At 36.2% G+C, this 26,706-nt stretch carries 20 protein-coding genes; 11 read left to right on the plus strand and 9 right to left on the minus strand.

The features are described from left to right. Window positions 1–131 precede the first annotated feature (131 nt). Window positions 132–1,187 carry a glutaminyl-peptide cyclotransferase gene (locus tag AACZ92_RS13500; RefSeq protein WP_339702269.1) on the plus strand — a complete coding sequence of 352 codons (1,056 nt, stop codon included), beginning with the start codon at window positions 132–134 and terminating at the stop codon, window positions 1,185–1,187. A 39-nt stretch (window positions 1,188–1,226) separates the two neighbouring features. Here the strand turns inward: AACZ92_RS13500 and AACZ92_RS13505 are convergent, their stop codons facing one another. Beyond that, on the minus strand, window positions 1,227–2,066 hold the full coding sequence (locus AACZ92_RS13505; protein ID WP_339702271.1) for a DUF6503 family protein: 840 nt from the start codon (window positions 2,064–2,066) through the stop codon (window positions 1,227–1,229). A gap of 127 nt (window positions 2,067–2,193) precedes the next feature. Here AACZ92_RS13505 and AACZ92_RS13510 point away from each other — a divergent pair, with 127 nt between their 5' ends. From AACZ92_RS13510 to miaA, 10 genes are all read left to right on the plus strand, one after another. Beyond that, window positions 2,194–3,000, plus strand: a complete 807-nt coding sequence (locus tag AACZ92_RS13510) for an RNA methyltransferase (protein WP_339702273.1) — start codon at window positions 2,194–2,196, stop codon at window positions 2,998–3,000. Window positions 3,001–3,029: 29 nt separating this feature from the next. Beyond that, the gene (locus AACZ92_RS13515) at window positions 3,030–4,268 is read left to right on the plus strand and encodes a M48 family metallopeptidase (RefSeq protein WP_339702275.1); all 1,239 of its coding nucleotides are present in this window, start codon (window positions 3,030–3,032) and stop codon (window positions 4,266–4,268) included. Between the two features lie 36 nt (window positions 4,269–4,304). Further along, window positions 4,305–6,101, plus strand: coding sequence for a mechanosensitive ion channel domain-containing protein (locus AACZ92_RS13520; protein ID WP_339702277.1), 1,797 nt, complete (start codon window positions 4,305–4,307; stop codon window positions 6,099–6,101). A 140-nt stretch (window positions 6,102–6,241) separates the two neighbouring features. Then, on the plus strand, window positions 6,242–7,210 hold the full coding sequence (locus AACZ92_RS13525) for a Gfo/Idh/MocA family oxidoreductase (protein ID WP_339702279.1): 969 nt from the start codon (window positions 6,242–6,244) through the stop codon (window positions 7,208–7,210). Window positions 7,211–7,215: 5 nt separating this feature from the next. Further along, window positions 7,216–8,106, plus strand: coding sequence for a 3-hydroxybutyryl-CoA dehydrogenase (locus AACZ92_RS13530; protein WP_339702281.1), 891 nt, complete (start codon window positions 7,216–7,218; stop codon window positions 8,104–8,106). A 100-nt stretch (window positions 8,107–8,206) separates the two neighbouring features. Next, window positions 8,207–9,445 (plus strand): DUF1015 domain-containing protein, encoded by a 1,239-nt coding sequence (locus AACZ92_RS13535; protein WP_339702283.1) that lies wholly within the window; start codon window positions 8,207–8,209, stop codon window positions 9,443–9,445. A gap of 68 nt (window positions 9,446–9,513) precedes the next feature. Next, window positions 9,514–10,167, plus strand: a complete 654-nt coding sequence (locus tag AACZ92_RS13540; protein WP_339702285.1) for a YggS family pyridoxal phosphate-dependent enzyme — start codon at window positions 9,514–9,516, stop codon at window positions 10,165–10,167. Window positions 10,168–10,212: 45 nt separating this feature from the next. Beyond that, complete coding sequence (locus tag AACZ92_RS13545) at window positions 10,213–11,592, plus strand: exonuclease domain-containing protein (protein WP_339702287.1); 1,380 nt, start codon at window positions 10,213–10,215, stop codon at window positions 11,590–11,592. A 38-nt stretch (window positions 11,593–11,630) separates the two neighbouring features. Next, complete coding sequence (locus tag AACZ92_RS13550; RefSeq protein WP_339702289.1) at window positions 11,631–12,473, plus strand: ion transporter; 843 nt, start codon at window positions 11,631–11,633, stop codon at window positions 12,471–12,473. Then, a complete protein-coding gene (miaA, locus tag AACZ92_RS13555) occupies window positions 12,473–13,390 on the plus strand; it encodes a tRNA (adenosine(37)-N6)-dimethylallyltransferase MiaA (protein ID WP_339702291.1) in 918 nt (305 codons plus the stop codon). The genes AACZ92_RS13550 and miaA overlap by 1 nt, the downstream gene beginning before the upstream one ends. 44 nt (window positions 13,391–13,434) lie before the next feature. Here miaA and AACZ92_RS13560 read toward each other — a convergent pair whose 3' ends face one another. From AACZ92_RS13560 to AACZ92_RS13595, 8 genes are all read right to left on the minus strand, one after another. Further along, window positions 13,435–14,151 (minus strand): response regulator transcription factor, encoded by a 717-nt coding sequence (locus AACZ92_RS13560; protein ID WP_117159181.1) that lies wholly within the window; start codon window positions 14,149–14,151, stop codon window positions 13,435–13,437. A 3-nt stretch (window positions 14,152–14,154) separates the two neighbouring features. After that, the gene (locus tag AACZ92_RS13565) at window positions 14,155–15,717 is read right to left on the minus strand and encodes a HAMP domain-containing sensor histidine kinase (RefSeq protein ID WP_339702294.1); all 1,563 of its coding nucleotides are present in this window, start codon (window positions 15,715–15,717) and stop codon (window positions 14,155–14,157) included. 75 nt (window positions 15,718–15,792) lie between these two features. After that, complete coding sequence (gene coaE, locus AACZ92_RS13570; RefSeq protein WP_339702296.1) at window positions 15,793–16,380, minus strand: dephospho-CoA kinase; 588 nt, start codon at window positions 16,378–16,380, stop codon at window positions 15,793–15,795. Next, a complete protein-coding gene (locus AACZ92_RS13575; RefSeq protein WP_339702298.1) occupies window positions 16,377–17,276 on the minus strand; it encodes a YbbR-like domain-containing protein in 900 nt (299 codons plus the stop codon). The genes coaE and AACZ92_RS13575 overlap by 4 nt, the downstream gene beginning before the upstream one ends. Window positions 17,277–17,355: 79 nt before the next feature. Beyond that, complete coding sequence (locus AACZ92_RS13580) at window positions 17,356–18,357, minus strand: glycosyltransferase (protein ID WP_339702300.1); 1,002 nt, start codon at window positions 18,355–18,357, stop codon at window positions 17,356–17,358. Between the two features lie 72 nt (window positions 18,358–18,429). Further along, entirely contained in the window at window positions 18,430–20,148 is a 1,719-nt protein-coding gene (locus AACZ92_RS13585; protein ID WP_339702302.1) for a T9SS type A sorting domain-containing protein, read from the minus strand. A gap of 249 nt (window positions 20,149–20,397) precedes the next feature. After that, window positions 20,398–23,862 (minus strand): choice-of-anchor J domain-containing protein, encoded by a 3,465-nt coding sequence (locus AACZ92_RS13590; protein ID WP_339702304.1) that lies wholly within the window; start codon window positions 23,860–23,862, stop codon window positions 20,398–20,400. Window positions 23,863–24,058: 196 nt separating this feature from the next. Next, window positions 24,059–26,706 (minus strand): T9SS type A sorting domain-containing protein (locus AACZ92_RS13595; RefSeq protein ID WP_339702306.1); only part of this gene is annotated, 2,648 nt, incomplete at its 5' end.

The raw sequence follows: 26,706 nt of genomic DNA on the forward strand, positions 1-26,706 counted from the left end.
GCCCTGGGGGATTCAACAGGAGCTGGTTGTGTAGGACTTGCCGCTGCAAAGATACGTAGTTTTACATATTTAACAATAGTTTTTAACGATGATTTTTTACTTTTACCCTACATTAAAATAGAACACACATAATGAAATCACCTAAGTTATTCGTCGCTATACTTTTAGCATTGATTATAACTTCCTGCGGCAATAATCCAGGAACAGAAAAAAACCCATTTTCTCTAAAAATAGAGAATACACAAAAAGCATATAAACCATCGGATAACCTATCGGTTTCAATACAAAACAAAGAGGGCATCGAAATAGATTCTGTTGTTTATTCTCTTCGGAATAAAAAAATAGCGGTTTCAAAAAATAATAACAAGCAAACTATCCCCCTGCAAAACCAAAAGTTAGGTAAAGACCAGTTAAAAGCAACTATCTATGCTGACGGAGAGCAATATAATTCTGAAGCTGAGTTTACACTTCTTGCCTCAAAAAAACCTGAATTATACACATATAAATTATTAGAAACATATCCGCATGACGTGAACGCTTTTACGCAGGGTTTAGAGTTTGAAGGAGATACCTTATATGAAAGCACTGGAAAACGTGGTGAATCAACATTGAGAAAAACCAATTACAAAACAGGCGAAGTACTGCAACAAGTAGAACTAGACAATCAATACTTTGGAGAGGGACTAACTATCTTGAACAATAAAGTGTACCAACTTACATGGCAAGCGAACAAAGGGTTTATTTATGACGATAACACTTTAGAACGTACTGGTAGTTTTGTATATGAGAACAGTAAAGAAGGCTGGGGACTATGCCACAGCGATTCTAAAATTTATAAGAGTGATGGCACTGAAAGAATATGGATATTAAACCCTGAAACCTTAGCCGAAACAGACTATATTGAATTGTATACGCATACAAGTCGAATCCCAAAAGTGAATGAATTGGAATGGGTTGAAGGTAAAATATATGCCAATGTATGGGAGCAATCTTCCATAGCTATTGTAAATCCTGAAAACGGAGCCGTTGAAGGTGTTATTGACCTCAACGGACTGCAAGAAAAAGTAACCCAACACCCAGATTTAAATGTATTAAACGGTATAGCCTACAAAGGAGAAAAAGATATTCTATACATCACTGGAAAGTATTGGGACAAGCTTTTTAAAGTGCAAATACTAAAAAAGTAGCTTTAAAAAGCTATTTTTTTAGTTAAGTACATTTTACAATTACCTATTTACCACATTTGCACCTTCAGGTTTTGCAAAAACCGAATCCTCCAATTGTGTTTCAGTTACGATTATTTTATTAAAACGAAGGTCATTACGCTCGTCCGTAGGCTTACCGTCTTTCACGTTATACCAAGTCAACTTTTTAGGCAACAAAAGACCATTAACTTGCTCCCACTGATCGTATTTAATGTAACTCCATTTATCGCTTTTTTTATTGTCCATATAAGTTACCGTATACCCTAACCATTCCATGGTATTAGTTTCTGGATTTACATATAGCATATATTCATCTTTTGGCGAATCTCCTATTCCGGCGTTATATGAAATTTTAATTGCATTATACATCTCGCCATCCAACTCTGTAGGCTGCATCATTTCATAATTTATACCTTCGTCGCCTAATACGAAAGGCATAGCATAAAAGTAAAACATTAAATTATGATAAAAATGAGCGTTCCCTTCGTAAGCATTCTCTTCACCTTCGTGTAACCATACATCATTTCCATCATACCCGATGGACCAATCATCGTTTTCAATTTTTGAACGACGGTCTTTTAATGATGTAGTATGGACTTCTTCCCCACTCTTACCGTTCATTTCGAAACAAAGATTGTTCATTTTATGCCAAGTATCCATTCCGCCGTGCGCTTTAAAAACGTTTGTAAGTTCAGATGGATAGGACATCGCCATATTTTCTTCAGAAGAATTCATGGTGGCTTCTGTTGATTGTTCAGAAGCATTTTCTTTTCCGTGAACTTCTTCACTGGTTTCTTTTACTGTTTCTTTACAGGCAACAAATAAAAGAAGTAATGCTGCGATTGAAAGTAGTTTTTTCATAATTAGATTGGTTTTAATTTTATTAAATATAATAAAGCTGTTCCAGTAGTCGAGATAAATTGAGAAACCTTTATGAAATTTTCAATTTTATAAATCAATTCACTTATTTACATCGTATCTTTGTGTTATGGAAAAATACATTTCAAGTCTTCAAAACCCTCTAATCAAGGAGTTTGCTTTGCTCCAGTCAAAATCACGGGAACGCAAAAAAAACGGCTTGTTCACTATTGAGGGGCAACGAGAGATTACGTTGGCTATAAAAGGAGACTGCAGGTTAAAAACCGTACTTTTTTCTTCTGAAATAATCGCTGAAGAAAATTTGTATGTAATTAAGGATCTTAGTAAGAGCGAGACAAATTTTGTAGAAATTTCAACTGAGATATATGATAAGCTCGCCTACCGAAATTCCACCGAAGGTATTCTTGCAATTGCTGAAATAAAAGAACACTCGTTAGAAAACTTCACACTTACATCAAAAAACCCCTTAATTTTAGTAGCTGAAGCAACCGAAAAACCTGGAAATATTGGAGCATTGCTCCGTACAGCCGATGCGGCCAATTTGGACGGCGTAATAATTGCCGACATGAAAACAGATTTATACAATCCAAACATCATTAGAAGTAGCGTGGGCTGTGTATTTACTAATAATATTGCGACAGGAAGTACAACCGAAATTATTTCATTTTTAAAAGAAAACAACATTTCAATCTATTGCGCCGAACTTCAAGCTTCTGAAACGTACCATACACAGGATTATACCAAAGCTTCAGCAATTGTAGTTGGTACTGAGGCCACGGGGCTTTCTAAAGAGTGGTTGCAATACAGCACACAAAATATTATCATTCCCATGCAAGGAGAGATTGATAGTATGAATGTTTCGGTAGCTGCTGGAATCCTTATCTTTGAGGCCAAAAGACAACGACAGTTTAAATAAATAATCCTCCTTTTTTATACTTTAAATGTATGTCCCCACAAACTTTATTTTACATCATTATCGCTATTTTGGTTATCAATTTTATCATTGACCAACTACTGGATGCGTTAAACGCAAAGCACTTTAACGATGCGCTCCCTTCGGAGATTAACGATGTTTATGATGAAGCCGAATACAAAAAATCACAAGCGTACAAAAAAGAGAAATATCGTTTCGGCCTTATAACAGCATTTATTTCCATTATAGGAACTTTGTTGTTTTTCTTTTTAGATGGCTTCGCATACGTAGATGGCATTGCCCGTTCTATTTCAGACAATGAAATTTTAGTGGCATTAATTTTCTTCGGAATTATTTTATTTGCGAGCGATATTATAATGACGCCTTTTGGGTATTACAACACGTTTGTAATTGAAGAAAAGTTCGGCTTCAATAAAACCACCAAAGCAACCTTCTTTTTAGATAAATTAAAAGGCTGGTTTATGATGGCTATTATTGGCGGGGCCTTGCTAAGTGCCATTATTTGGTTTTATCATTCTACTGGCAGTTATTTTTGGTTATGGGCTTGGGCAATTATAACGGTTTTTGCGCTGTTCATGAACTTATTTTACGCACGATTAATCGTTCCGTTGTTCAACAAACAAACCCCGCTTGCAGAAGGCACTTTACGATCAAAAATTGAAACGTATGCAAATACGGTTGGTTTTACATTAGATAAGATTTTTGTAATTGATGGTTCTAAACGTAGTACGAAAGCAAACGCATATTTTTCAGGCTTCGGAAAAGAAAAACGGATCACTCTCTATGATACCTTAATTAATGATCTAGAAGACGACGAAATTGTAGCTGTTTTGGCACACGAAGTAGGTCATTATAAGAAAAACCATATAATCATTAATCTCGTTGCTTCTATAGCAACTACAGGTTTTACGTTATGGTTATTATCTCTTTTTATCGGCAGCCCGTTACTTTCGGAAGCTTTGCATGTATCTCAACCGTCTTTTCACATTGGATTGATTGCTTTTGGCGTTTTATACACGCCAGTTTCAGAAGTAACTGGTTTACTAATGAATTACCTTTCTCGAAAATTTGAATACCAAGCAGATAATTATGCTAAAAACACCTTTAGTACGCCACCACTTATTTCAGCATTAAAAAAATTATCAAAAAACAGTTTAAGCAATTTAACCCCACATCCAGCGTATGTGTTTATGCACTACTCACACCCAACATTATTAGAGCGTTTTAAAAGTCTAAAAAAGGTTAAATGATTTTAGGTGCGGTTCTTTTTCAGTATTTTTAAGGTAATGAAAAAGCTTTTACCCTTCCTCACACTACTTTTAAGTTTCTTTATTTTAGGAATTTCATATGGTTATGCGCAATCTGAGCAGGACTCAGTGCAACCCGTAGATGAAAGCAAATTACCTAGTAAAAATCGTGTAATAAATGATAGTGCCTACTACTCTTCAAATCCTTACACTGATTATAATGAAGCCTATTACCGTGTTAATAGACTTAATGAGCAAGTAGGCTTACCTCCAAAACAGTACAATTTAAGGACTCCACAAGCCACGTTAGAACATTTTATTCTAAAGTCACGAAGCGGAAACTATGAAGAAGCCCTTTATGCTCTAAATCTAAACTTATTACCGCAAAACATTACTAAAGAAGAGGCAGCTATCCTAGCTGAAAAACTATATTTTGTTATAAATCAACGTGTGAGTATCGATTGGGATGGACTTTCTGATCGTCCCGACGGACAAATTGATATCAGTACATCCACTAATAAAGCTATAGCAGGAAAACCTAGAAGAAGCGTTGTTTTCGGTGAAGTACAATTAGGCGAACGTGATATTGTGATGCGTGTACAAAGGATTCGGTTTGAAGAATACGGAGCTCTTTGGCTTATTTCAGCAAACACAGTGGAAAACATTGAATCTTTATATGAAGAATACGGGCCGCGAAGGTTAGACAAAATGATGCCCGAATGGTCCCGAGTGCATTTTTTAGGATTTCAAGTCTGGAAGTTTTTCGGAATTGTAATTTTATTATTCATTGCATGGTTTTTTGGAAAATTCGTAACATATTTATTGAGAAAAATACTACGAAAATCTAAACGCCCTTGGATCAAATCCATCGCCGATAAGTTAGCTCGACCTGCCGGTATTTTATTTGGAACCTTGTTTTTTTACATTCTACTCGATAACCTCATTTCACTTTCTGGAGGGTTTGCCAATATTGTTTATACCAGCTTAATTATACTCATTATTGGTTCTATTACTTGGTTTATAACAAGTTTTGTAGATTATTTAATGACCTATATTGCCGAAAATAAAATTGGTGATGTTTCAGAAGAAGAAAACGAAGAAGCCCGTAAAATGCTTACCTATATTTCGGTTGCTCGCCGTATCGTTACCTTTTTAGTGGTTGTTATTGGAGGGTATATCATCATTTCGCAATTTAGAGCCTTAGAAAAAGTAGGGATTTCATTATTAGCATCAGCTGGGGTAGCTACTGTAATTTTAGGTATTGCAGCTCAAAATACCTTAGGAAACATTATTGCCGGCCTACAAATTGCCATTACTAAGCCCGTTCGAATTGGCGATACGGTTATTATAGAAGAGGACTGGGGACATGTAGAAGAGATTGGTTTTACTTATATGGTAGTTAGAACTTGGGATTTAAGACGATTGGTCGTGCCTTTAAAGTTTGTTATTTCAGAAGTTTTTGAAAATTGGTCTATGACCAGTTCGCATCAAATACGTCCTATTTACCTATATGCAGACTATCGGGTGGATGTTTCAAAAATACGCTCTGAGTTTGAAAAAATGCTCGAAGCCGAAGAAGATTGGGATGAAGATAATCCTGCTGTGGTTGAAGTAGTCGATATGACCGAAGAATCTGTAAAAATACGGGCACTCTGTAGTGCAAAAGATGCCAAAACTACTTGGCAATTGCATTGTGCATTACGTGAAAAATTAATAGCGTATATCTGCCAATTAGAAGATGGAATCTATCTTTCAAGAACTCGTGTTGATATTTCAAACCGTTCAGAAAACATAAGAAACAACCGGAACAATTCTTCCGAAGAAAAAGATAGTTAAAGCGTTCAAAATTAAATTGGAGGAGAAAAAACTTCCAATAGCTATTTCTTAACTTTAACTTTTCTCAAAAAAAACCTAAATAGGCAACCCGCTTCGTATGTTCGCCCGAAAACTGTTACCTTTGTGAAAAACAAAAGCCGATGCTAAAAGCCGGAGTGTTAGGTGCCGGGCACCTTGGAAAAATTCATTTAAAATTACTGGAGCAATCTACTAAATATGACCTAGTAGGTTTTTACGATAAAGATAAAAAAGCTTCAGAAAAAGTTGAATCTGAATTTGGCTATAAAAGCTTCCCTTCTATGGAAGCTTTAATTGAAGCCTGTGATATGGTCGATGTAGTAACACCTACTTTATATCATTTTGATGCTGCAAAAAAAGTAATTGAGGCAGGTAAACATTTGTTTATTGAAAAACCAATTACCCATACGGTTCCTGAAGCTGAAGCATTGTTGGAGTTAGCAAAAATTCACAAGGTAAAAGGTCAAGTTGGTCAAGTAGAACGCTTTAATCCTGCGTTTATGGCGGTAAACCATAAGATTAAAAACCCTATGTTTATCGAGTCGCATCGCTTAGCAGAATTTAATCCGCGTGGTACAGATGTTTCGGTTGTTTTAGATTTAATGATTCACGATATCGATGCTATTTTAAGTGTGGTACAATCTAAAGTGAAGGAAGTGCACGCTAGCGGCGTTTCTGTTATTAGTGAAACACCTGACATTGCCAATGCCCGAATCGAATTTGAAAACGGCTGTGTAGCAAATCTTACTGCAAGCAGAATTTCTATGAAGAAAATGCGAAAAGCACGGTTTTTTCAGCGTGATGCCTACATTTCAGTAGATTTTCTTGAGAAGAAATGTGAAGTGGTAAAAATGAAGGATGCACCAAAAACTCCAGACGACTTTGCAATGATACTTACCAATGCAGAAGGAATAAAAAAACAAATCTATTTTGACAACCCGAAAGTAGATAGCAACAACGCTATTTTAGACGAACTGGAAACTTTTGCCGATTCTATTAATAACAATACAACACCCGTTGTTAGTTTAGAACAAGGTACTGAAGCATTGCGAGTGGCAATGCAAATAATTTCAAACTTTAAAACATTATAAATACTATGAAAAATATAGCAGTAATTGGTGCAGGAACCATGGGAAACGGAATTGCCCATACCTTTGCACAAAACGATTATAAAGTACAGCTAATTGATGTCTCAAAAGATTCTTTAAATAAAGGAATAGCCACTATCACTAAAAATTTGGATAGAATGGTTGCTAAAGAAAAAATAAGTGAAGATGATAAAAAGCGTACGCTTGCTAATATTACCACATATACTAATCTTGTAGATGGTGTTGAATATGCCAACTTAGTAGTTGAAGCAGCAACAGAAAATTTAGATTTAAAATTGAAAATTTTCAAAGATCTTGATAAATTCTGTTCTAATGAGACCATCTTAGCTAGTAATACCTCTTCTATCTCTATTACTGAAATTGCTGCTGTAACATCACGTCCAGAAATGGTAATCGGGATGCACTTTATGAACCCTGTGCCAATAATGAAGTTGGTTGAAATCATTAAAGGCTACAGTACAAGTGCTGAAACCTACAACACAGTTGAAGAGCTTTCAAAAAAGCTGAACAAAGTACCGGTAGAAGTTAACGATTACCCTGGTTTTGTTGCTAACCGTATTTTAATGCCGATGATTAACGAAGCTGTTGAAACACTTTACAATGGCGTAGCAGGTGTTGAAGAAATAGACACCGTAATGAAATTGGGAATGGCTCACCCAATGGGACCTTTACAATTAGCTGATTTTATTGGATTGGACGTTTGTCTTTCTATTTTGAACGTAATGTACGACGGATTTAAAAACCCAAAATACGCACCGTGCCCATTATTGGTAAATATGGTGATGGCAGGCAAAATGGGCGTGAAAAGCGGAGAAGGTTTTTACGATTATTCCGAAAGTAGAAAAGCGGAAACCGTATCAAAACAGTTTACTAAGTAATAAAAAGCTCAAGCTAATTTAAAAACTGAAATATAAAACGGGCCCTTCGACTCACTTTGACTCCGCTCAGTGACCAAACTCAGGGTTCTTAACTAGAAACATGGCAAAAATAATCCCTTTTAAAGCCGTACGGCCTACCCGTGATAAAGTAAGTCTAATTGCTGCACGGTCTTACGACAGCTATACCCAAGAACAAAGGGAGTCGCGGCTTCGGGATAATCCGTTTTCGTTTTTGCACATTGTAAATCCTGGTTATAAATATCATAAAGAAATTTCTGGTGAACAACGTTATTCGTTGGTTAGAAACCGCTATCAGGAATTTAAAGAAGATGGTGTATTTATTGACGATGAGAAACCTAGTTTTTACATCTATAAAATTGTAAACCGAGATGGTCTTGAATTTAACGGAATCGTCGCCGCCGCCAGCACGGAAGACTACAAGAATAACGTGATAAAAAAACACGAGGAAACACTTCAGTATAAAGAAGTTGTTTTTAAAGAATACTTAAAGACAGTCGGATTTAATGCTGAAGCTGTGCTTCTCACCCATCCTGACAATGAAGATCTTTCGGAGATTGTAAGCAACGTAATGGAAACTCGTGCTGAGTATGAGTTCACAACTACCTATCGCGACACGCATTATTTATGGAATGTAGATGATGAAACCACTGTTTCAAAAATAAAAGAAGTCTTTTCTGAAATGGAAAGCCTTTACATTGCAGATGGTCATCACCGTAGTGCATCCTCTTTTTTATTGGCTGAAGACCTAAAAGAAGCAAATGACAATCATACCGGAAACGAGCCGTACAATTACTTTATGAGCTATTTAATTCCGGAGAGTGATTTAAAAATTTATGAATTTAACCGCTTGGTAAAAGACCTTAACGGACTGAGCAAAGAAGAGTTTTTAATTCAGCTAGATGCGATGTTCCGAATTGAAAATAGAGGTTTAGAATATTATAAACCCACTCAAAAGCAGAATTTCAGTATGTATTTGGATGGAGAGTTTTATTCGCTTTATCTTCGGAAAAACAGCTACACTATAAACAATGCGCTCGATGCGTTAGATGCTCAAATTTTGTTTACTACCATTTTAAAACCAATTTTAGGCGTTGAAGACTTACGAAACGACCAACGTATAAAATACACCGATGGTAAAAGCGATATGGCCTATGTACAGACCGTTGTAGACACAGGCGAGTTTACGGTAGGTTTTGGCTTACTACCAGTACGTGTTTCTGAAATGAAGAAAATTGCAGATGAAGGGCTAAAAATGCCACCAAAAACCACCTTCGTATTACCCAAATTACGCAGCGGAGTCACTATTTACGAGTTTTAGATTGTTTAACAAACTTTAGTTTTTACTAAAACTTCCTATTTGTATTTTACTGAAGAAAAGAGAACGTTATGAGTATTTCAGAAAAAATAAAATCATTTAAAGAGCAATTGCCCGAAGATGTAACTTTGGTTGCCGTTTCAAAAACAAAGCCTGTTTCAGAAATTATGGAGGCCTATAACACTGGTCACCGCATTTTTGGGGAGAACAAGGTGCAAGAAATGGAAAGCAAATGGCAAGAAATGCCTAAAGATATTGAATGGCATATGATTGGCCATGTTCAGCGTAATAAGGTGAAATATATGGCGCCGTTCGTGAGTTTAATTCACTCCGTTGATAGCAAACGTCTGTTAAAAGAAGTTAATAAGCAGGCTAAAAAAGAAGAACGTGTGATAGATTGTTTGCTTCAAATTAAAATTGCTGAAGAAGACAGTAAATTTGGTCTTGATAAAGAAGAAGCTTTGGAGCTATTGGCTTCAGAAGCGTTTCAGAACTATGAAAATGTAAATGTAATCGGCTTAATGGGAATGGCTACCTTTACCGATGATGAAGCGCAGGTTACCAATGAATTTCAGAAATTAAAAGATATCTACGACAGTATTAAAGATACCTATAACTTCACAAAACTTTCCATGGGTATGAGTGGTGATTATGCTATAGCTATGGAAAAAGGAAGTAATTTAATTCGCGTGGGAAGCGCTATTTTTGGCGAACGGAATTATTAACAACCACATTATAATTTATATTCAGTAAAAAGGAGAACAAGATACATGTACGCTATTTTAGATATTGAAACAACCGGCGGAAAATACAATGAAGAGGGTATTACCGAAATAGCAATTTACCGTTTTGATGGGCATGAAATTGTAGATCAATTTAGCAGTTTGGTAAATCCAGAACGCTCTATACAGCCTTTTGTGGTGAATTTGACTGGTATAAATAACCAAATGCTCAGGAATGCCCCTAAGTTTTATGAAGTAGCAAAACGTATTATTGAAATTACGGAAGACTGTATTTTAGTGGCTCATAATGCGAAGTTTGACAACCGAATTCTCACTACCGAGTTTGACCGTTTAGGATACAAATATGAAAAAAACACCCTGTGTACAGTAGAACTTTCTAAAAAATTAATTCCGGATCTTCCTTCCTACAGCTTGGGTAAATTAGTAAAATCTCTTGGAATTCCACTTACCGATAGACATCGCGCACAAGGCGACGCCAAAGCTACCGTTACACTTTTTAAAATGTTGCTGAACAAGGACACTTCAAAAAATATTATTGAGGCAGCCGTTCGTAAAAATCCAAAACGCCAATTAGAACCCAAATTATTAGATTTAATTGCCGAAGCTCCCACTGAAACCGGCGTGTATTATATGCACCAGAAAGATGGGAAAATAATTTATATCGGTAAAAGTAAAAACATAAAAAAGAGGCTCACGCAACATTTTACTTCAGACAACAGAAAATCGAAACGCATACAACTGGAAGTTACAAGCGTCAGTTATGAGAAAACTGGAAGTGATCTTATTGCTCAGTTAAAGGAAAGCGAAGAGATTAAACGCAACAAACCCATCTACAACCGAGCACAGCGCAAATCACTGTTTAACAATCAACTCACCTCTTTTAAAGATGAAAATGGGTTTATCAATCTAGCTATTGAGAAGGCAGACGGCAGAAAAAAGGCAATCACCACGTTTACCAATTACCAACAGGCAAAAGCCGTACTGTTTAAAATCACCGAAGATTATACCCTCTGCCAGAAACTAAATGGTCTGCATAAAACAAAAGGCAGTTGTTTTCAATACACTATTAAGGAGTGTAATGGAGCTTGCATAAACGAGGAAAAGCCAGAAGCATACAACGAACGCGTACAACAGTTTTTAGATGATAAGAGCTATAAAAATCAACATATGCTCATTATTGACCGTGGTCGGGAGGTAGAGGAGCGATCGGTAGTTTTAATTGAAGATGGACACTATAAAGGTTTTGGCTTTTTCAATTTAAACTACCAAATAACCAATCCGGAGATTCTAAAAACGCTAATCAACCCGATGCAAAATAACCGTGATGTACAGCATATTATTCAAAACTACCTTCGGAAGAATAAAAAGTTGAAAATTGTAAATCTAGCGAACAATGCTATTAATTAATTAAACTTAGCTATTTTTATGGCTAAAGATTATTTCTATTGAAAACGAATAAAAGAAGTTATTGGCGACGAAAATTGCACGAGATTATTGCAGAGGCTGATACCCCAATGGGTAAGTTTTTTGATGTCATCTTACTTATCTTAATCTTGCTCAGTGTTCTTTTTGTCATGATAGAGAGCGTAAAAGGCCTTCCAGAAAGGGTTTACGACGTTTTATACATAGGCGAATGGGTGATAACCATCTTCTTCACTTTTGAGTATATTGCCCGTATTTTAACCGTAAAAAAACCAACTAATTATATTTTCAGTTTTTATGGTATCATCGACTTTTTATCGACTATCCCGCTGTACCTTTCCTTTATATTGGTAGGAAGCAATGTGTTAATTACCGTAAGAGCTTTGCGGTTATTGCGGGTATTTAGAATACTTAAAATTACGCGCTACATAGGTGAAGCTAATAAATTAAAAAAAGCTCTCAACGACAGTCGTCCAAAAATTTTGGTTTTTCTTTTTGCCGTATTAATTGTTGCCGTTATTTCTGGTACACTTATGTATTTAATTGAAGGGGAAGAAAGTGGTTTTAACAGCATACCAGTAAGTGTTTATTGGTGTATTGTTACCTTAACTACTGTTGGATTTGGCGATATTGCCCCAGTTACACCTTTAGGGCAGTTTTTAGCTACTGTAATTATGATTTTAGGGTATGGAATAATCGCCGTCCCTACAGGCATTGTGAGCGCCGAATATGCTACTAAAAGAGACTATGTTCACGTTAACACACAATCTTGTAGAAATTGTGGTGCTCAAAGACACCGCGACGATGCTAAGTTTTGTCATAAATGTGGAGAAGACCTTCACGTTGAAAACACAAAAGAAAGTTAATGCCTTTTCATCAACCAACTCTTATTTGTGTCGTGGGCCCTACTGCCATTGGAAAAACTAAATTAGCCATTGATCTTGCCAATGCTTTTAATACTGAAATAATTTCGGCCGATTCGCGACAGTTTTTTAAAGAAATGAGCATTGGTACTGCTGTACCTTCTGCTGAAGAATTAACAGCCGCAACACATCATTTTATTCAGAATAAAACAATTTTTGAACCCTATAATGTAGGTGATTTTAAAACGGAAGCCCTTCAGTTATTAGACAAATTATTCACTAGAAAGGATGTAGTTATAATGGTTGGCGGTTCGGGCTTGTATGTAGATGCGGTTACCAAGGGATTGGATGATTTTCCAAAAATACCCCTTAAAATACGAGAGCAACTAAATGATGAACTAGAAAAGAATGGATTAGATGCTCTTCAGAAAGAATTAAAAGAAAAAGATGCTCTGTATTTTAAAAAAGTAGACATTCAAAATCCGCACCGTGTTATTCGTGCTTTAGAAGTGATTCGAACTTCAGGAAAACCCTATTCCTCTTTTTTAAATCAAGAAAAAAAAGAACGCCCTTTTAAAACTGTTTATATAGGATTAACCGCTGATCGTAAAATTATTTATGACCGTATAAATAAACGTGTAGATATTATGATGGAAGCAGGTTTATTAGAAGAAGTAAAGAAACTTGTACCTCATAAAGAATTAAATGCCTTACAAACGGTTGGTTACAGAGAACTGTTCGATTATTTAGATGGAAACAGCACTTTAGATGAAGCTACTTCAGAAATAAAGAAAAACACACGCAGATTTGCCAAACGCCAAAACACGTGGTTTAAAAAAAATGAGTCTATTAACTGGTTTGATTATACTGTAAGTGCTTCAGAAATAATTGAAACAATAAAATCAAAAAACGCCCTATAAAGAAGGGCGTTTTTAGACACTTAAGTTTTATATCTTAGTTTTATTTAGTTATCAACTTCGTCTTTTACCACTAAACGGAAGCCTTCACCGTGAATGTTGATAATCTCAACACCATCGTCCTTACCTAAATACTTACGCAATTTAGCAATGTAAACATCCATACTCCTAGAGGTAAAATAGTTATCATCTCTCCATATTTTTGTTAACGCTAACTCACGTGGCATTAAATCGTTTTTATGTAATGCCAACAAGCGAAGTAATTCGTTTTCCTTAGGAGAAAGTTTTGTTGGATCTTCATCGTTATAGGTTAAAAAGCGAAGCTTCGAGTTTAAATGGAAGTTACCAACTTCAAACTCAAACTGCTTGCTATCTGCAATGCTATCCGTGGCTTTACGTTGTATAATTGCCTTTATCTTCATTAATAGTACTTCACTATCAAATGGCTTGTTCAAGTAGTCATCTGCTCCTACTTTATACCCTTTTAACACATCTTCCTTCATCGCTTTTGCAGTCAAGAAAATGATAGGAATATCTTCGTTTTTTTCACGTATTTCTTTTGCAAGTGTAAAACCATCCTTATAAGGCATCATTACATCTAATATGCAAAGATCGAAATCGTCTTTTTTGAATTTTTCAAAGCCTTCCATACCATTTTTGGCATGAACTACTTCATAATCATTCATAGCTAGGTAGTCTTTTAAAACCGTTCCGAAATTCGGATCGTCCTCTACCAATAAGATTTTTTTGTTTTCAGTTTCCATAATTTAAGATATTAAGTGTATTTTTATAATGAAGGTACTTCCTTTTCCTTTCTCACTTTCCACATATACTTGTGCATCATGATCATCAAGTATTCGTTTCACGTAAGCCAATCCAAGACCGTGACCTTTAACGTTATGTATATCCCCGGTATGTTCCCGGTAAAATTTTTCAAATATTTTCTTTTGCGTTATTTTGCTCATCCCCATTCCCTGATCGCGTATCTTTAAAATAATGTAATCTTTTACGTTTTCAGTGTAAACATCAATTTTGGGTGCGTCTTCAGAATATTTTATTGCATTGTCTAAAATATTAACCACCACATTTGTTAAGTGGGATTCATTAGCCAAAACAGAAGATTTTAAAGCTCCCAAGTGACTGGCTACGTAGCCGCCTCTATCTTCCACAATAAGTTCTACATGGGTAAGTGCATCGTTTACTATATCATGAAGCTTAAGTCGCTCTTTGGGTAAATCAAGTTCGTTCTTTTCTAATTTTGAAATACGAAGCACATTTTCCACTTGAGCATGCATGCGACGATTTTCATCACGTATCATTTTTAAATAGCGCTGTAAAAACTCTTTATTATCCTTTACTTTTGGATTTTTAAGAGAGTCTAAAGCAAGGTTAATCGTTGCTATAGGGGTTTTAAACTCGTGCGTCATATTATTAATAAAGTCAGATTTTATTTGCGAAATCTGCCTTTGTTTAAATATTTGCGATAAGGCACTGGCGTAAGCCAAAATGATTACCGCAGTAAAAATCAATGAAAGTACTGCCATTCCTAAAATAGAATTGAGTACTACTTTTTCTTTTTCTGAAAAGTTTACATATAATTGATACCCATTTTCTTCTTTATCATTCTTAAACAAGGGCACTACATATGTACTTTCAGGATCTAACTGAAAATTATCAGATCGTACTTTAGTTGCTAAATTGTTACTGTAAACTGCATATTCAAACTTAGAGTCTACTCCCCTTTCATTCAACTCTTCAGTAATTAAATTTTCAATTTCAGAGCCATTTACTCGTTTATGCAATGGAGCTTTAGATGAAATATTAAAATAAGCGTTTTCAAACTGGTTCCGTTCAAAATCTTTCAGTCTTTTAAAAGAAACTTCGTTAGATTCTGAAGGGTTTTCGCCATCTATCCCAGGATTTATTCTTGTTGTAGTTTTACGGTTTGTCAACCTTTTAAACTGAATACTGTCAAAATCCATATCTAGAAAACTAGAAGATAGTTTATAATCTTCTTCCAAAATTCCATCAGTATAAACAAAAACTTCGTTGGTCCTATCGTTTTTTGTCTTATAGACCAATTCACTGAAATTTACATTGTCAGGTACTTCTAAACTGTCAACATAGTTACTGTAAACATTATAAAAGTCTTCTATTTCCCTATTTTTTATCTCTTTAGTGACTGAAAAAAGGGTTTGCTGTACATTAAAGGTAAACTGTTCTTCCTTAGTCTGATATGAATTCGAAATCCAATATCCCTGCACAAACATTATCCCTAGCAGCGACAGACTCATTAGGGCTATAAGTAAAGCGAATAGCTTTTTATTCATAGCCCAAAAATAAGATTTTAACATTTAGCACAGTTTTCATTTAACCAAATGTTAACAAAAGATGTTTTATGGCGGTTACCGTACTGTTTCTATAAGGTATTCGTGTATTTTTTGCACTTGTTTGCGAGTAGCTGAAAGTTGCTCATTTTCAATAATAAAGTCTGCTAACTCTTTCTTTTTTTCATCGGGCCATTGGTTATCCATTCGCGATTTTATTTCCTCTTCATTAGTATCGTCTCTCTTCAAAACACGAGTTATTCTAACCTGCTTAGGGGCAGTAATCAAAATGGTGTAATCACAATTTTTATAGCTTTCATTTTCAAATAATATTGCTGCTTCTTTAATGCAATAAGCGCCCGTTTGTTTACTCATCCATTTTTTAAAATGTTCTGCCACGCGAGGATGTATTGTTTGGTTTACCCTTTCTAGTAATTCTTCATCATTAAAAATTTGACTCGCTACAAACTTTCGGTTTAAGCCTTGCTCGTTATACGCCTTATCACCTAATATTTCAATAAGTTCCGTTTTAATTTCTTCTGAAGTATTTGTGAGCTTTTTAGCTTCAATGTCTGCAATATAAATAGGTACACCCAACTCATTGAACATATTTGCAACAGTAGTTTTCCCACTACCAATTCCTCCTGTTAATCCTACTGCTTTCATTCTTCTGAATCTTGTTTAAAAATTAAATAATCAATTTTTTCATCTTTAATTTCAACATCTCGAATGTCTATCGGTTTTTTTGAAAATTTAGTGAGCATAAAGTTTTCTGAGTTATTCCTTTTTGAGAAATCACAAAACAAGTGGAAATCATTTTCTGAAACTTTATTGAAATTTTTCACAGGTACATTAAAGCTTATTTTGGTAACCTCAGGGATTAATTTAATAATGGTCCCTTGTGGTAGATTGACAACTTCAATGGGTAGAGTTATTTGCTTTTGAGTAAACTCTTGAACCTTTATTGAAAGTTCTGCTTCTTTTGGCGATACGGAAAGTGAAGGAGCGTCTGGTAATGCTAAATCTACAGTTTCTTTAAAATCCTCATCAATCCCAGTAAAGCTTTTTGACTTTGTAGCAATTGAATCAATTTTTTTAATAATTTCTGAAGGACCTGATACTTGCACTGAATCTGGTTTTATATTTAAGGCATCCAAACTCATATACCCTTTTCTATAACTAAGCTCCGCTTTTGAAAAAACAGGAACCTTCTTTGAAACTAAAAGCTCTAGGTTTACTTTTAACTCATTTAAAGATAGGTTTTTTACCGAAAGATTTTTATCCAACTGGTTTGAAATTAGACTTGTTAATTGAACGTCGGTGATAGCTATTGTTTTATTTCCTTTTGTGTAATAATCTGAAATGTTTATTGTAATTACGGGTTGTTTTATTTTATAATAAAAAAATTCAAATCCATTTGTAGTAAGATCAAAAGAAAGCTCTTCAGGATTATTTTCTGCCAATAACGTTTCATTAGGGATGCTTTTATAAAGTATTGAAGCATCAACTGTTGCAGTATATTCCCTTGAAAATTTTGTAAGTACCCAAAATAAAATTGCCAAAAAAAGAAAGACTAAAAATTTTTTAATCTTACCAGTATTATATTTTCGATTAGGTTTTGGAGTCATTTAAATAAGTAGTTTAATTAAAGAACAATGTAGGGAATTGTTTTTGGGGATCTCTTTTCAGCAAACCAATATAAAAAGTAGATTTTAAAAAAGCGATTCCGTAGCCAAAAAACTGAATAAATAAAGCTACAACAGATAATAAGCCAATAAAAATACTTTTATTTTTTATGCTTGAATCAACAAAGATCAATAAAATATATAACAAAAGAGGTATTAACATTATCCAACTAACTATTAAAGATAGGGCTAGGGATATTAATACAAAAAAGACAAAAAATAGTGGAAACCAAAATGTAATTTTTGAAGCTTTTGGATGCCATTTGTTAAGAATTGGACGTACCAAACCAAACTTTTTTACTTGTATATAGAATTTTTGCCAAGATATACGTCGTTTATGAAAAACGTAAGCGTTAGGAAGAAATGTTGTTTTAAAACCGTTTTGAGCAATCCGCTGTGAAAGATCAGGATCTTCTCCTGGATGTATTTTTCCAAATCCCCCAGTTTTTGTGAAAGCTCTCTTCGAGATACCCATATTAAAACTTCGGGGCTCAAAATTAGTTACGCTTTTTTTATTTCCACGTATTCCTCCAGTAGTAAAAAAAGAAGTCATTACATAGTTAATCGCCTTTTGTAAGTTGGTAAAACTTTCGTGAGCAGTATCTGCACCTCCATAACAATCGTAATAATTCTTCTCAAGAAAACTGTCTACAGTAGATAAATAATGAGGAGGAAGTAAACAATCTGAATCTAATATTATAAAATAGTCACCTGTGGCTTTCTCCATTCCAAAATTACGGGACAAACCAGGTCCAGAATTTTTCTTATAATAATATGAAATGTTTAATTTTTCTGAATGTTGATTTACAACAGTTTCGCTAGAAAGTGAAGACCCATCTTCTACTATTACAATTTCAAATGTTTTGTTATAATCAAGTAATGTGAAGCTCTCCAAAAGCTCTTTAACTTCTTCTGGACGGTTGTAAACAGGGATTATAAATGAAAAGCTGAAATTCATTACACAAATGTAACGAATAAAAAAGCCATCCCGTATACCGGGATGGCTTTTAAAGCTTAAAGAAAAAGATTGTTACCTTTTAATCACTTTATAAGTTCCTATTTCTCCATTTACAGAAACTTTCATTATGTATGTTCCTGTACTTAAAGCAGAAATATTCAACTCTGTAGATGCACTTCCAATGTTTTGATCAATTACTTTTTGACCTAAACTACTGTAAATAACTACATTCCCAATATTACTCTTAGCTTTCAATGTAATTACATCATCTGCTGGAGTTGGATAATAAGAAAAGTCTTCTAAAACATTATTAGAAACACTTAAAATAGTTCTATTTACAGATGACCAAGCCACTTGTGTACTAGCAGAGGCAGAGTTAATATTACCTATAAAAGTTGTATTACCTGTAGCAAGATCTACTGACCTCCATTCACCTTCAAAAGTAGCACTATTAAATGCAGACATGTAAACCGTATCGGTTACTTCGTCATAACACATACCTTGTCCGAAGTTAGCATCAAAGCCAATTGGGCCTATACTAGTTGCAGTACCTGTTGACAAATCTACTGAATACAGTAAATCGTTAAGCAGTTCGTATAAATAGCCTTGTCCATCTCCGTCTATCGCTAATCCGATAGCAAGATCGCCTGTAGCCAATCCTAAAGAGCCCACAACTGTTGCTGAAGGACCAGATGGATCGATAACGTAAAGGTCAGGACCAGCTATTCCATATAATGTTCCATCATTATCAAACTCCATAGCTACCCAATCGCCTGGAATGTTACCAAGTGATGTATATGTACCAGTTCCCACATCAAAAGAATAAAACTCACCACCATTGTCAACCACATATCCTGTTGTTGGGTTTGCTGGGTCAATAGCACCTGCATTTTCAAAATTAACGGTAATTGGTGATGTACCAACTACTTGCGTGGTTCCTGGATCTCCAGTTTCAAAACTAAGAAGCTCTTGGCTACCATTACTTATACCATATATAAGGTCATCACCTCCACCGCCACCTGGCTCATCATCACCAAGAACGTTCCACACTAAGCCTTGAGTTAATCCTAAATCAGAAAAAGGAGAAGGTGTAGCTGCTCCACAATCAGGCGCTTGAATATAACTTGGTCCAGTTTCTCCTTCACTATTACAACCAAACCGCATATTATGAGTGTCAGTACCATCATCTACCAATACTAACTCCATTACCATTGCTTGACCAGCAGGTATGGTCGCTGACAGAGGTAAATTAACTATTGTTGCTGCATCTGCATTTGTAGCATCATAAACAGCTGTACCTTCAAGCGTTAATGTTCCACCTGGAAAAGCCCCAGGATCCGCAGAATAAATATTTGCTGTAATCGGGAAACTAGTAGGTGTTGAAATAGTACCTATAGCAAATTCAACTGCATTTACCTCTAACCCATCTGTAATGCCAAAATCCCCCGCAAGATCAAAAGCTCTAAAAAGATTATTATCTCTAAAACTGGTAGCAGAAGCACATGCTATCTCTTCACCAGCTGTAATTGTCTGGCTGTCACTTTGCGTAATTACAACTGGAGCTATATTTTCAACTCCGTTGAAGTGCACGTTTAACATACGTTGCTCTTGCTTAGTAAAATAATCATTTAGGCTACCATTAACAGTACCTATATTTTGAAGTTTGGTTAACAAACTTTCAACGGTCACTGGGTTTTGGTCTCCAGTGTTAGTTCCTGTTAAAGAACTTTGCGCATTTATTAGTCCAACAGAACCAATAAAAAAAACTAATAATAGTGTAATTTTTTTCATAATATTACTGAGTATTTGTTATTAATAGATTAAAAGTAATAAAAATAAAACATAAAATAAAAGTATTGTTTATGAATTTCACTATTTAAAAACAAACAATCAATAAAACTTTATAACCTTTCAGTTTAAAATAGTCACTTTATTTAAAAAGTCTGTAAGCAAATTGGGACTTAAAGCTATAATACTAACAATCAATTAAAAAGCCATCCCGTATACCGGGATGGCTTTTAAACTTAAAGAAAAAGGTTGTTACCTTTTAATCACTTTATAAGTTCCTATTTCTCCATTTACAGAAACTTTCATTATATATGTTCCTGTACTTAAAGCAGAAATATTCAACTCTGTAGATACATTTCCAATAGTTTGGTCCATTACTTTTTGACCTAAAATACTGTAAATGGCTACATTTTCAATATTATCCATTGCGCTCAAAGAAATAGTATCATCTGTTGGGTTTGGATAGTAAGAGAACCCTTCAATAGCGTTATCTTCAGTTCCTAATCCTATTCCATCAATTGTAATATCTGTTGTACCGCCAGTGTTTACTACAAACACATAATAGGCTTGTCCTGCACTGGTATTGATAGTTGTTGATGTTCCAGGCAAACATTGGTTGGTTCCTTGGTTTACCAAAGTAAGATCTGTTTCTGAAGCATTTTCATCTGGAGCTTCAAAGAATGTCACTACACTTGCTCCTGCAGGAGATGTAATACTCGCAGTAGCTTCTCCATCTTCATTAGCCACAAAGTTATACCAAACACCGTTGGCACCATCAATGTTACATCCAGTAGGGTTTCCTCCTTCAGTTGTAGCTGCAGGCATTGGTACAGCAGGATCTGTATAAGGAATTCCTATTTCGTCAACATCGATTGAGTTAGCAATCATATCGTTTGGTGGTGGCACAGGAAGACAATTCACATTTAATGAATAGTTTCCAGTAGCTCCTCCAAATCCGTGTACTAATATATAATAGGTAGTATTACCATCACCTTGGAATGAAGCTTCAGATTTCAACCCGTCTGAGCCACAAGAGTCATCATTACCTGCTTCACAGACTAATGTTCCACAGTCTCCTGAATATACAGATAATTTAGTGTCATAATCTGAATCACAAAGTGATACGGTGTAATCTGTAATCAATCCAGAATCATCTGTAAATGTATACCAAACACCTGGAGCAGTGATAGAAACTCCACTACATTCTGGAGCACCAGTATCTGGTGTAGCTCCATCTGTAGAACCAGTAATAGTTTCACCACACGCAATTGGTAAAGCACCTTCACAGAAATCATTTTCTAAAGGCTCTTCACAGGTTACATCTAATTCAAAGTTACCTGAATTTGAACTAAAACCTTCTACCATTATCAAATAGGTAGTAGAACCATCAGAAACAAATGTAACTTCAGATTGTAAGCCACAAGAATCATCGTTAAATGCGATTTCGTTTGTAAGATCACAAGAATCATATACTCGAACAGCTGAATCATAATCAGTACCACCTCCACAAAGAGAAATAGTTACCAATTCAGTATCTCCGCTTCCGGTATAAGAGAAAAATTCATCTGGTGCAGCGTTACCTCCTGAATCAGTATCGCTTGCTGTTTCTCCTGTAAATGTATCACCACAAGAAAGTGCGTATGCATTTTCACATTCATCGTTGGTTGGTGGCACACAAATAGACATAGAGAACTGTAATACTTGACCAGTATCTCCGCCCGCATCATCACAAACCTTTAGTATCCAGTTACCTGAAATGCTTTCGCCATCAAAGGTATCTGCAAATGTACCCCCTACAGCCATATAAGGACCAACACCAAATGGAGCAGTTGCTCCTGAAATGTCAGCTCCGCCGTCTTCAAACATAGTTCCATTGTAGGCATCATCTGTTCCACCACCTAAATCTTGTGCCAGTACTAATTCGGTACCTGCAGGAGAAATCAATGAAATATCAAGGTCTCCAGAAAAAGTATGGGTAATATCAATAGTTATATTTTCCAATGTTGCTCCGTCACCAATAGTTCCTATATCTGTTACGGTGATTGGAATTTCATTTGGTGCGTTAGCACAGTCTGCTGTTGAAGTATCTACTCCATCAATATCCAATGGTACTGCTGTAGAGTCATACGCTGTACTAGTACAATTTGGTGGTGGTGGAGGTGTTCCAGCTCCTTCAATAGCAACAATTGTCAACTCAGCACAATCTGCATTTACAGGACCTAAGCCAGTAGCCGCTCCAGTTGCAGTATCTATAGATGCCCATTGATTTACACCACCTCCAATATATGCTCCCATATATAAGATACCCGTTTCAGGATCAAAATCAGCATCTTGCGCGAAGCTTATATCGATTCCAAGCGGTCCTATTTCAGTTGCTGTTCCTGTAGCAAGATCCATAGCATATAAATTATCTAACCCTATGTCTGCCATGAAAGCATTGCCATCGTTATCAATAGCCAACCATATTCCTACAAATCCAGTTATGGTAGTAGTACCTATTTCGGTTAAGGTTCCGCTTGATAAGTCTACAGTATATAATGTGACATCATCACCTAAACCACTAAGTAAGTACATAGTACTATTGGCTTCATTCCAAGCTAACCCTCTTGTACCATGACCTGTTACAATATTTGTAAGTGGTCCCACTGTTGTTGAAATACCTGTAGCTGGATCAATAGTTAATAACGTTAAATTATCGTTATCCATTGTATATAATGTACCTGAACCGTCAAAATCTCCAGCAAAGGTAGCAGTAGGGTCATTAATAACTGTATTTAGGTTATAAGGACCATCTAAAGGGAATGATCCAAAATCACCTCCAGTACATATTGCTGTTCCATCTTTAGCGTAAACTGTAGAAATACCACCGCCACCGCCACCGGTGCCCTCTTCAATGGATAATGTATCGATACCTATATAATCTGAATTACTGCCGACAGGACCTGCATCTGTAACCCAATACCTAAAAGCAACTCTTGTATCTACTGCTCCAGTAAGTCCTGATACGGTTGCTGTAAATTCAGTCCAACCATGAGGGTAATCATCCCCTAAGGCTGGATTTATCTCAAGTAACAATTCGGTATAAGAACCAACATCAGAAGGGCCAGATGGATCCACATTAGCACCATCCGGGCTAATTCTAACTTCTAATCGGTCTGCAAATAAATCTGGTCCAACATCAGTTGTTCTTGTCCAAAAAGTAATTTCATCTCCATTTTCCAAATTCAATACAGGAGTTATCATAAAGTTGTTTATAACAGAACCTGCTGTACTGTTAAAATTAGCTCCAATGTAGGCCGTAGGCCCACCTGTATGTGATGGAAAAACCAAATCGTTTCCTTGGAACCAATCTGTTGACCCAGGACTATCACTTGCATTTACAAAAGTAAAGCCAGCCCCTGGCAACGTAGTAATATCATCAAACCCTTCTTCAAGAAGAGTTGCTTGTAGCCCTCTATTATTAGTGTTTTGCGCTCTAAGATAAGCACTCAAAACCTGTTTTTCAGCTGAATTAAATTGTTGTTGATCCAGTCCAGCTTGATTTTCAGAGCTGTGAAGTCTTGCCAATAACTCCTCAATTGGTGCAGTTGATTGTTTTTCACTTTCAACCCCAACACTCCTTGATCCTTGTATGGAAGAGTTAGGTTGAATAAACTGTGCCTCCATTGTAGCAACTAAGCTACAGAAGGCAAAGAATAATAAAGTAATTTTTTTCATAATTAAAATTAGAATTTAGTTAATATTGGCTTAAATGTAATGAAAATAAACTGTTTTTAATAGTTTATTCAAGTATAACCTAGAGCTAAGAGTTTATACCACAAAGGCATTATATTACTAGTACTGTATAGTTTTATAACAAAAAAAAGCCATCCCGTAGCCGGGATGGCTTTTAAAAACTTAAAGGAAAAAGGTGTTACCTTTTAATCACTTTATAAGTTCCTATTTCTCCATTTACAGAAACTTTCATTATGTACGTTCCTGTGCTCAAAGCAGAAATATCAAATTCGGCAGTTACATTTCCAATAGTTTGGTCCATTACTTTTTGACCTAAAATACTGTAAATGGCAACATTTTCAATAGTATCAATCGCTCTTAATGTAAGCGAACCATCTGCTGGGTTTGGATAGTAAGAGAACCCTTCAACAGCGTTATCTTCAGTTCCTAAGTTTGTTCCATCGATAGTTATATCTGTAGGACCTCCTGTGTTTACAACAAACACGTAATAGGCTTGTCCTGCAGTTGTATTGATAGTTGTAGATGTACCTGGCAAACATTGATTTGTTCCTTGGTTTACCAATGTAAGATCTGTTTCTGAAGCATTTTCATCTGATGCTTCAAAGAATGTTACCACACTAGCTCCTGAAGGAGATGTAATGCTTGCTGTAACGTCTCCATCTCCATTAGGTACAAAGTTATACCAAACACCGTTAGCACCATCAATGTTACATCCAGTAGGATTACCGTCTTCCGTAGTTGCTACTTGCATCTGTACGGCAGGATCTGTATAAGGGAATCCTATTTCGTCAACATCAATAGAATTGGCGATCATATCATTTGGTGGTGGCGGTATAGCACAAACTACATCAGCTTCCCATCCTGCACGTGGTACAGAGCCGTCACTCAAGAAAACAAATGTAAGAGCACCACTAGCATCGCTAGATGTAAAAGGTCCAGGAGGTGTTGTCCCATAATATCCACCAGCTGGGAAACCACTATTGGTTGCAGGGTTTCCACTATCAATTAATGGAAAAGTAGTATCAGGTCCATCATAAACATATAATGCATCCCAAGTTTCTTCCACGTCAAACGAAGTAAAAGTTACTGTTACAAGCTCACCCGAATTTTCAGGGTTAATAGTAACTGTATCATCTGAATCGTTTGCATAATCTCCGTCTGGACCACCATTGTCATAAAACTTACCGCCACACGCAGGTGGAGTTGCAAAAGTAATTGGTCCCGCAAAGTTACTCAATCCATCTCCACTACAATCTGCAACTACATAGAAGTCATAACTTAAACCACCGCTCAAGGCTGTTGCCGTTGCCGTAGTTGTGCCACTTGGAGTTGTTCCTGTTTCTACAGGTGTATCTGTCGCTGGGTTTGCACCTTGATCAAATACATACCAAATATAGCCACTGCTTGCATTGGGTTCTTCATCCCAAGAAAGATCAGCAGAAGTTGGCCCTACAACTGTAACCGCAAGGTTTAGTGGTTCAGGACAGGCTGGAGGAGGTAATGTTTCTCCAACTGATACCCAAGCTACTTGTGGATCAGGATCATCTGTAACGATAGTTCCAATTAAAGTAGTGCTTCCTGTAGCTGTATCGACAGAGCGCCATTCAGCTGCAAAAGCAGCTCCATTAAAGGCTGCCATATAAACCATATTAGTTGTTGGATCATACGCCATACCCTGACCAAAGTTAGCATCAAAACCAATAGGACCAACCAACGTGGAAGCTCCTGTCGCTAAATCTATACTATATAGACTGTCATCTACAATATCATATGTATAACCAACTCCGGCATCATCTATTGCTAAGGCTACTGGAAGCGCTCCAGTAGCAAGTCCTAAAGAACCTACCAATGTAGCAGACATACCTGCTGGATCAATTGTATATAAGTCTGTACCTGCTATAGCGTAAAGATCACCAGTAGCAAGGTCATATTCCATACCTACCCAATCACCAGGAATATTTCCTAATGAAGTATATATTCCAGTTGTTACATCAAAAGAATAGAAATCTCCTGCATTGTCCAATACATATCCTGTTGTTGGATTTGCTGGATCAATAGCTCCGGCATTTTCAAAATTTGCTGTTACCAGCGATGTTCCAAAAACTTCAGTATCGCCTGGAGTTGCAGTTCCAAAACCTATGAGGTCTTGGTTAGCGTTATTTACACCATATACTGTAGTAAGTGGTCCCGGACCACCACCTCCAACTGGAGTACAAGTCCCGTCAAATGTATAAATAGCTTCTTGAAGAGGGTCTGGCACACTCCAAGTACCGAGAGTACCATCAAACTGAGCCGCTGGCTCACCTTCTACAGGTGTATCTAAAGTACCTTCCCAAAAAACCGTAGCTTGGCTGGTTGCTGTACCCATACTAACTTCTACCCAATAGGTAGTATCGCTAGCTGCATCACCTTCAAAAGTGAAAGGGGTTATAGGTAAACTAGTCATAAATTCAAATGCAATTGGGTTTATCCAAGGAGCTGAACTCAATATAGTTGGAACAACTGTCTCGCTCCCAATCATAGCGCCTGGTAATCCGCCAGCATCTTCATAATAAACTACGTTTGCAGTTGTTGGTGCGTCTTCTGGTGCAAAGGTTAAGAAAGGAACCTCAATGGCTTCCAAAGTAAAATCTTCTCCCATAGCCACGTCGATATCAACGGCGGTTTTGAAATCAGAATCAACTGATGAACCTATACCTGCGTAGGTACCTGCTGCGTATGGATGTTCTTCTGAACAAGCAACGCCACCGCCGCCCATAGGCTCGCAGTTTCCGTCAAATGTATAAATAGCTTCTTGAAGAGGGTCTGGCACACTCCAAGTACCGA

The sequence above is a fragment of the uncultured Marixanthomonas sp. genome (assembly GCF_963974425.1).
In the GTDB taxonomy this organism is placed as follows: Bacteria; Bacteroidota; Bacteroidia; order Flavobacteriales; family Flavobacteriaceae; genus Marixanthomonas.

Coding starts and splice junctions, on each gene's coding strand:
- AACZ92_RS13500 (WP_339702269.1), top strand. CDS start 132: ATGAAATCACCTAAGTTATTCGTCGCTATACTTTTAGCATTGATTATA.
- AACZ92_RS13505 (WP_339702271.1), bottom strand. CDS start 2,066: ATGAAAAAACTACTTTCAATCGCAGCATTACTTCTTTTATTTGTTGCC.
- AACZ92_RS13510 (WP_339702273.1), top strand. CDS start 2,194: ATGGAAAAATACATTTCAAGTCTTCAAAACCCTCTAATCAAGGAGTTT.
- AACZ92_RS13515 (WP_339702275.1), top strand. CDS start 3,030: ATGTCCCCACAAACTTTATTTTACATCATTATCGCTATTTTGGTTATC.
- AACZ92_RS13520 (WP_339702277.1), top strand. CDS start 4,305: ATGAAAAAGCTTTTACCCTTCCTCACACTACTTTTAAGTTTCTTTATT.
- AACZ92_RS13525 (WP_339702279.1), top strand. CDS start 6,242: ATGCTAAAAGCCGGAGTGTTAGGTGCCGGGCACCTTGGAAAAATTCAT.
- AACZ92_RS13530 (WP_339702281.1), top strand. CDS start 7,216: ATGAAAAATATAGCAGTAATTGGTGCAGGAACCATGGGAAACGGAATT.
- AACZ92_RS13535 (WP_339702283.1), top strand. CDS start 8,207: ATGGCAAAAATAATCCCTTTTAAAGCCGTACGGCCTACCCGTGATAAA.
- AACZ92_RS13540 (WP_339702285.1), top strand. CDS start 9,514: ATGAGTATTTCAGAAAAAATAAAATCATTTAAAGAGCAATTGCCCGAA.
- AACZ92_RS13545 (WP_339702287.1), top strand. CDS start 10,213: ATGTACGCTATTTTAGATATTGAAACAACCGGCGGAAAATACAATGAA.
- miaA (WP_339702291.1), top strand. CDS start 12,473: ATGCCTTTTCATCAACCAACTCTTATTTGTGTCGTGGGCCCTACTGCC.
- AACZ92_RS13560 (WP_117159181.1), bottom strand. CDS start 14,151: ATGGAAACTGAAAACAAAAAAATCTTATTGGTAGAGGACGATCCGAAT.
- AACZ92_RS13565 (WP_339702294.1), bottom strand. CDS start 15,717: ATGAATAAAAAGCTATTCGCTTTACTTATAGCCCTAATGAGTCTGTCG.
- coaE (WP_339702296.1), bottom strand. CDS start 16,380: ATGAAAGCAGTAGGATTAACAGGAGGAATTGGTAGTGGGAAAACTACT.
- AACZ92_RS13580 (WP_339702300.1), bottom strand. CDS start 18,357: ATGAATTTCAGCTTTTCATTTATAATCCCTGTTTACAACCGTCCAGAA.
- AACZ92_RS13585 (WP_339702302.1), bottom strand. CDS start 20,148: ATGAAAAAAATTACACTATTATTAGTTTTTTTTATTGGTTCTGTTGGA.
- AACZ92_RS13590 (WP_339702304.1), bottom strand. CDS start 23,862: ATGAAAAAAATTACTTTATTATTCTTTGCCTTCTGTAGCTTAGTTGCT.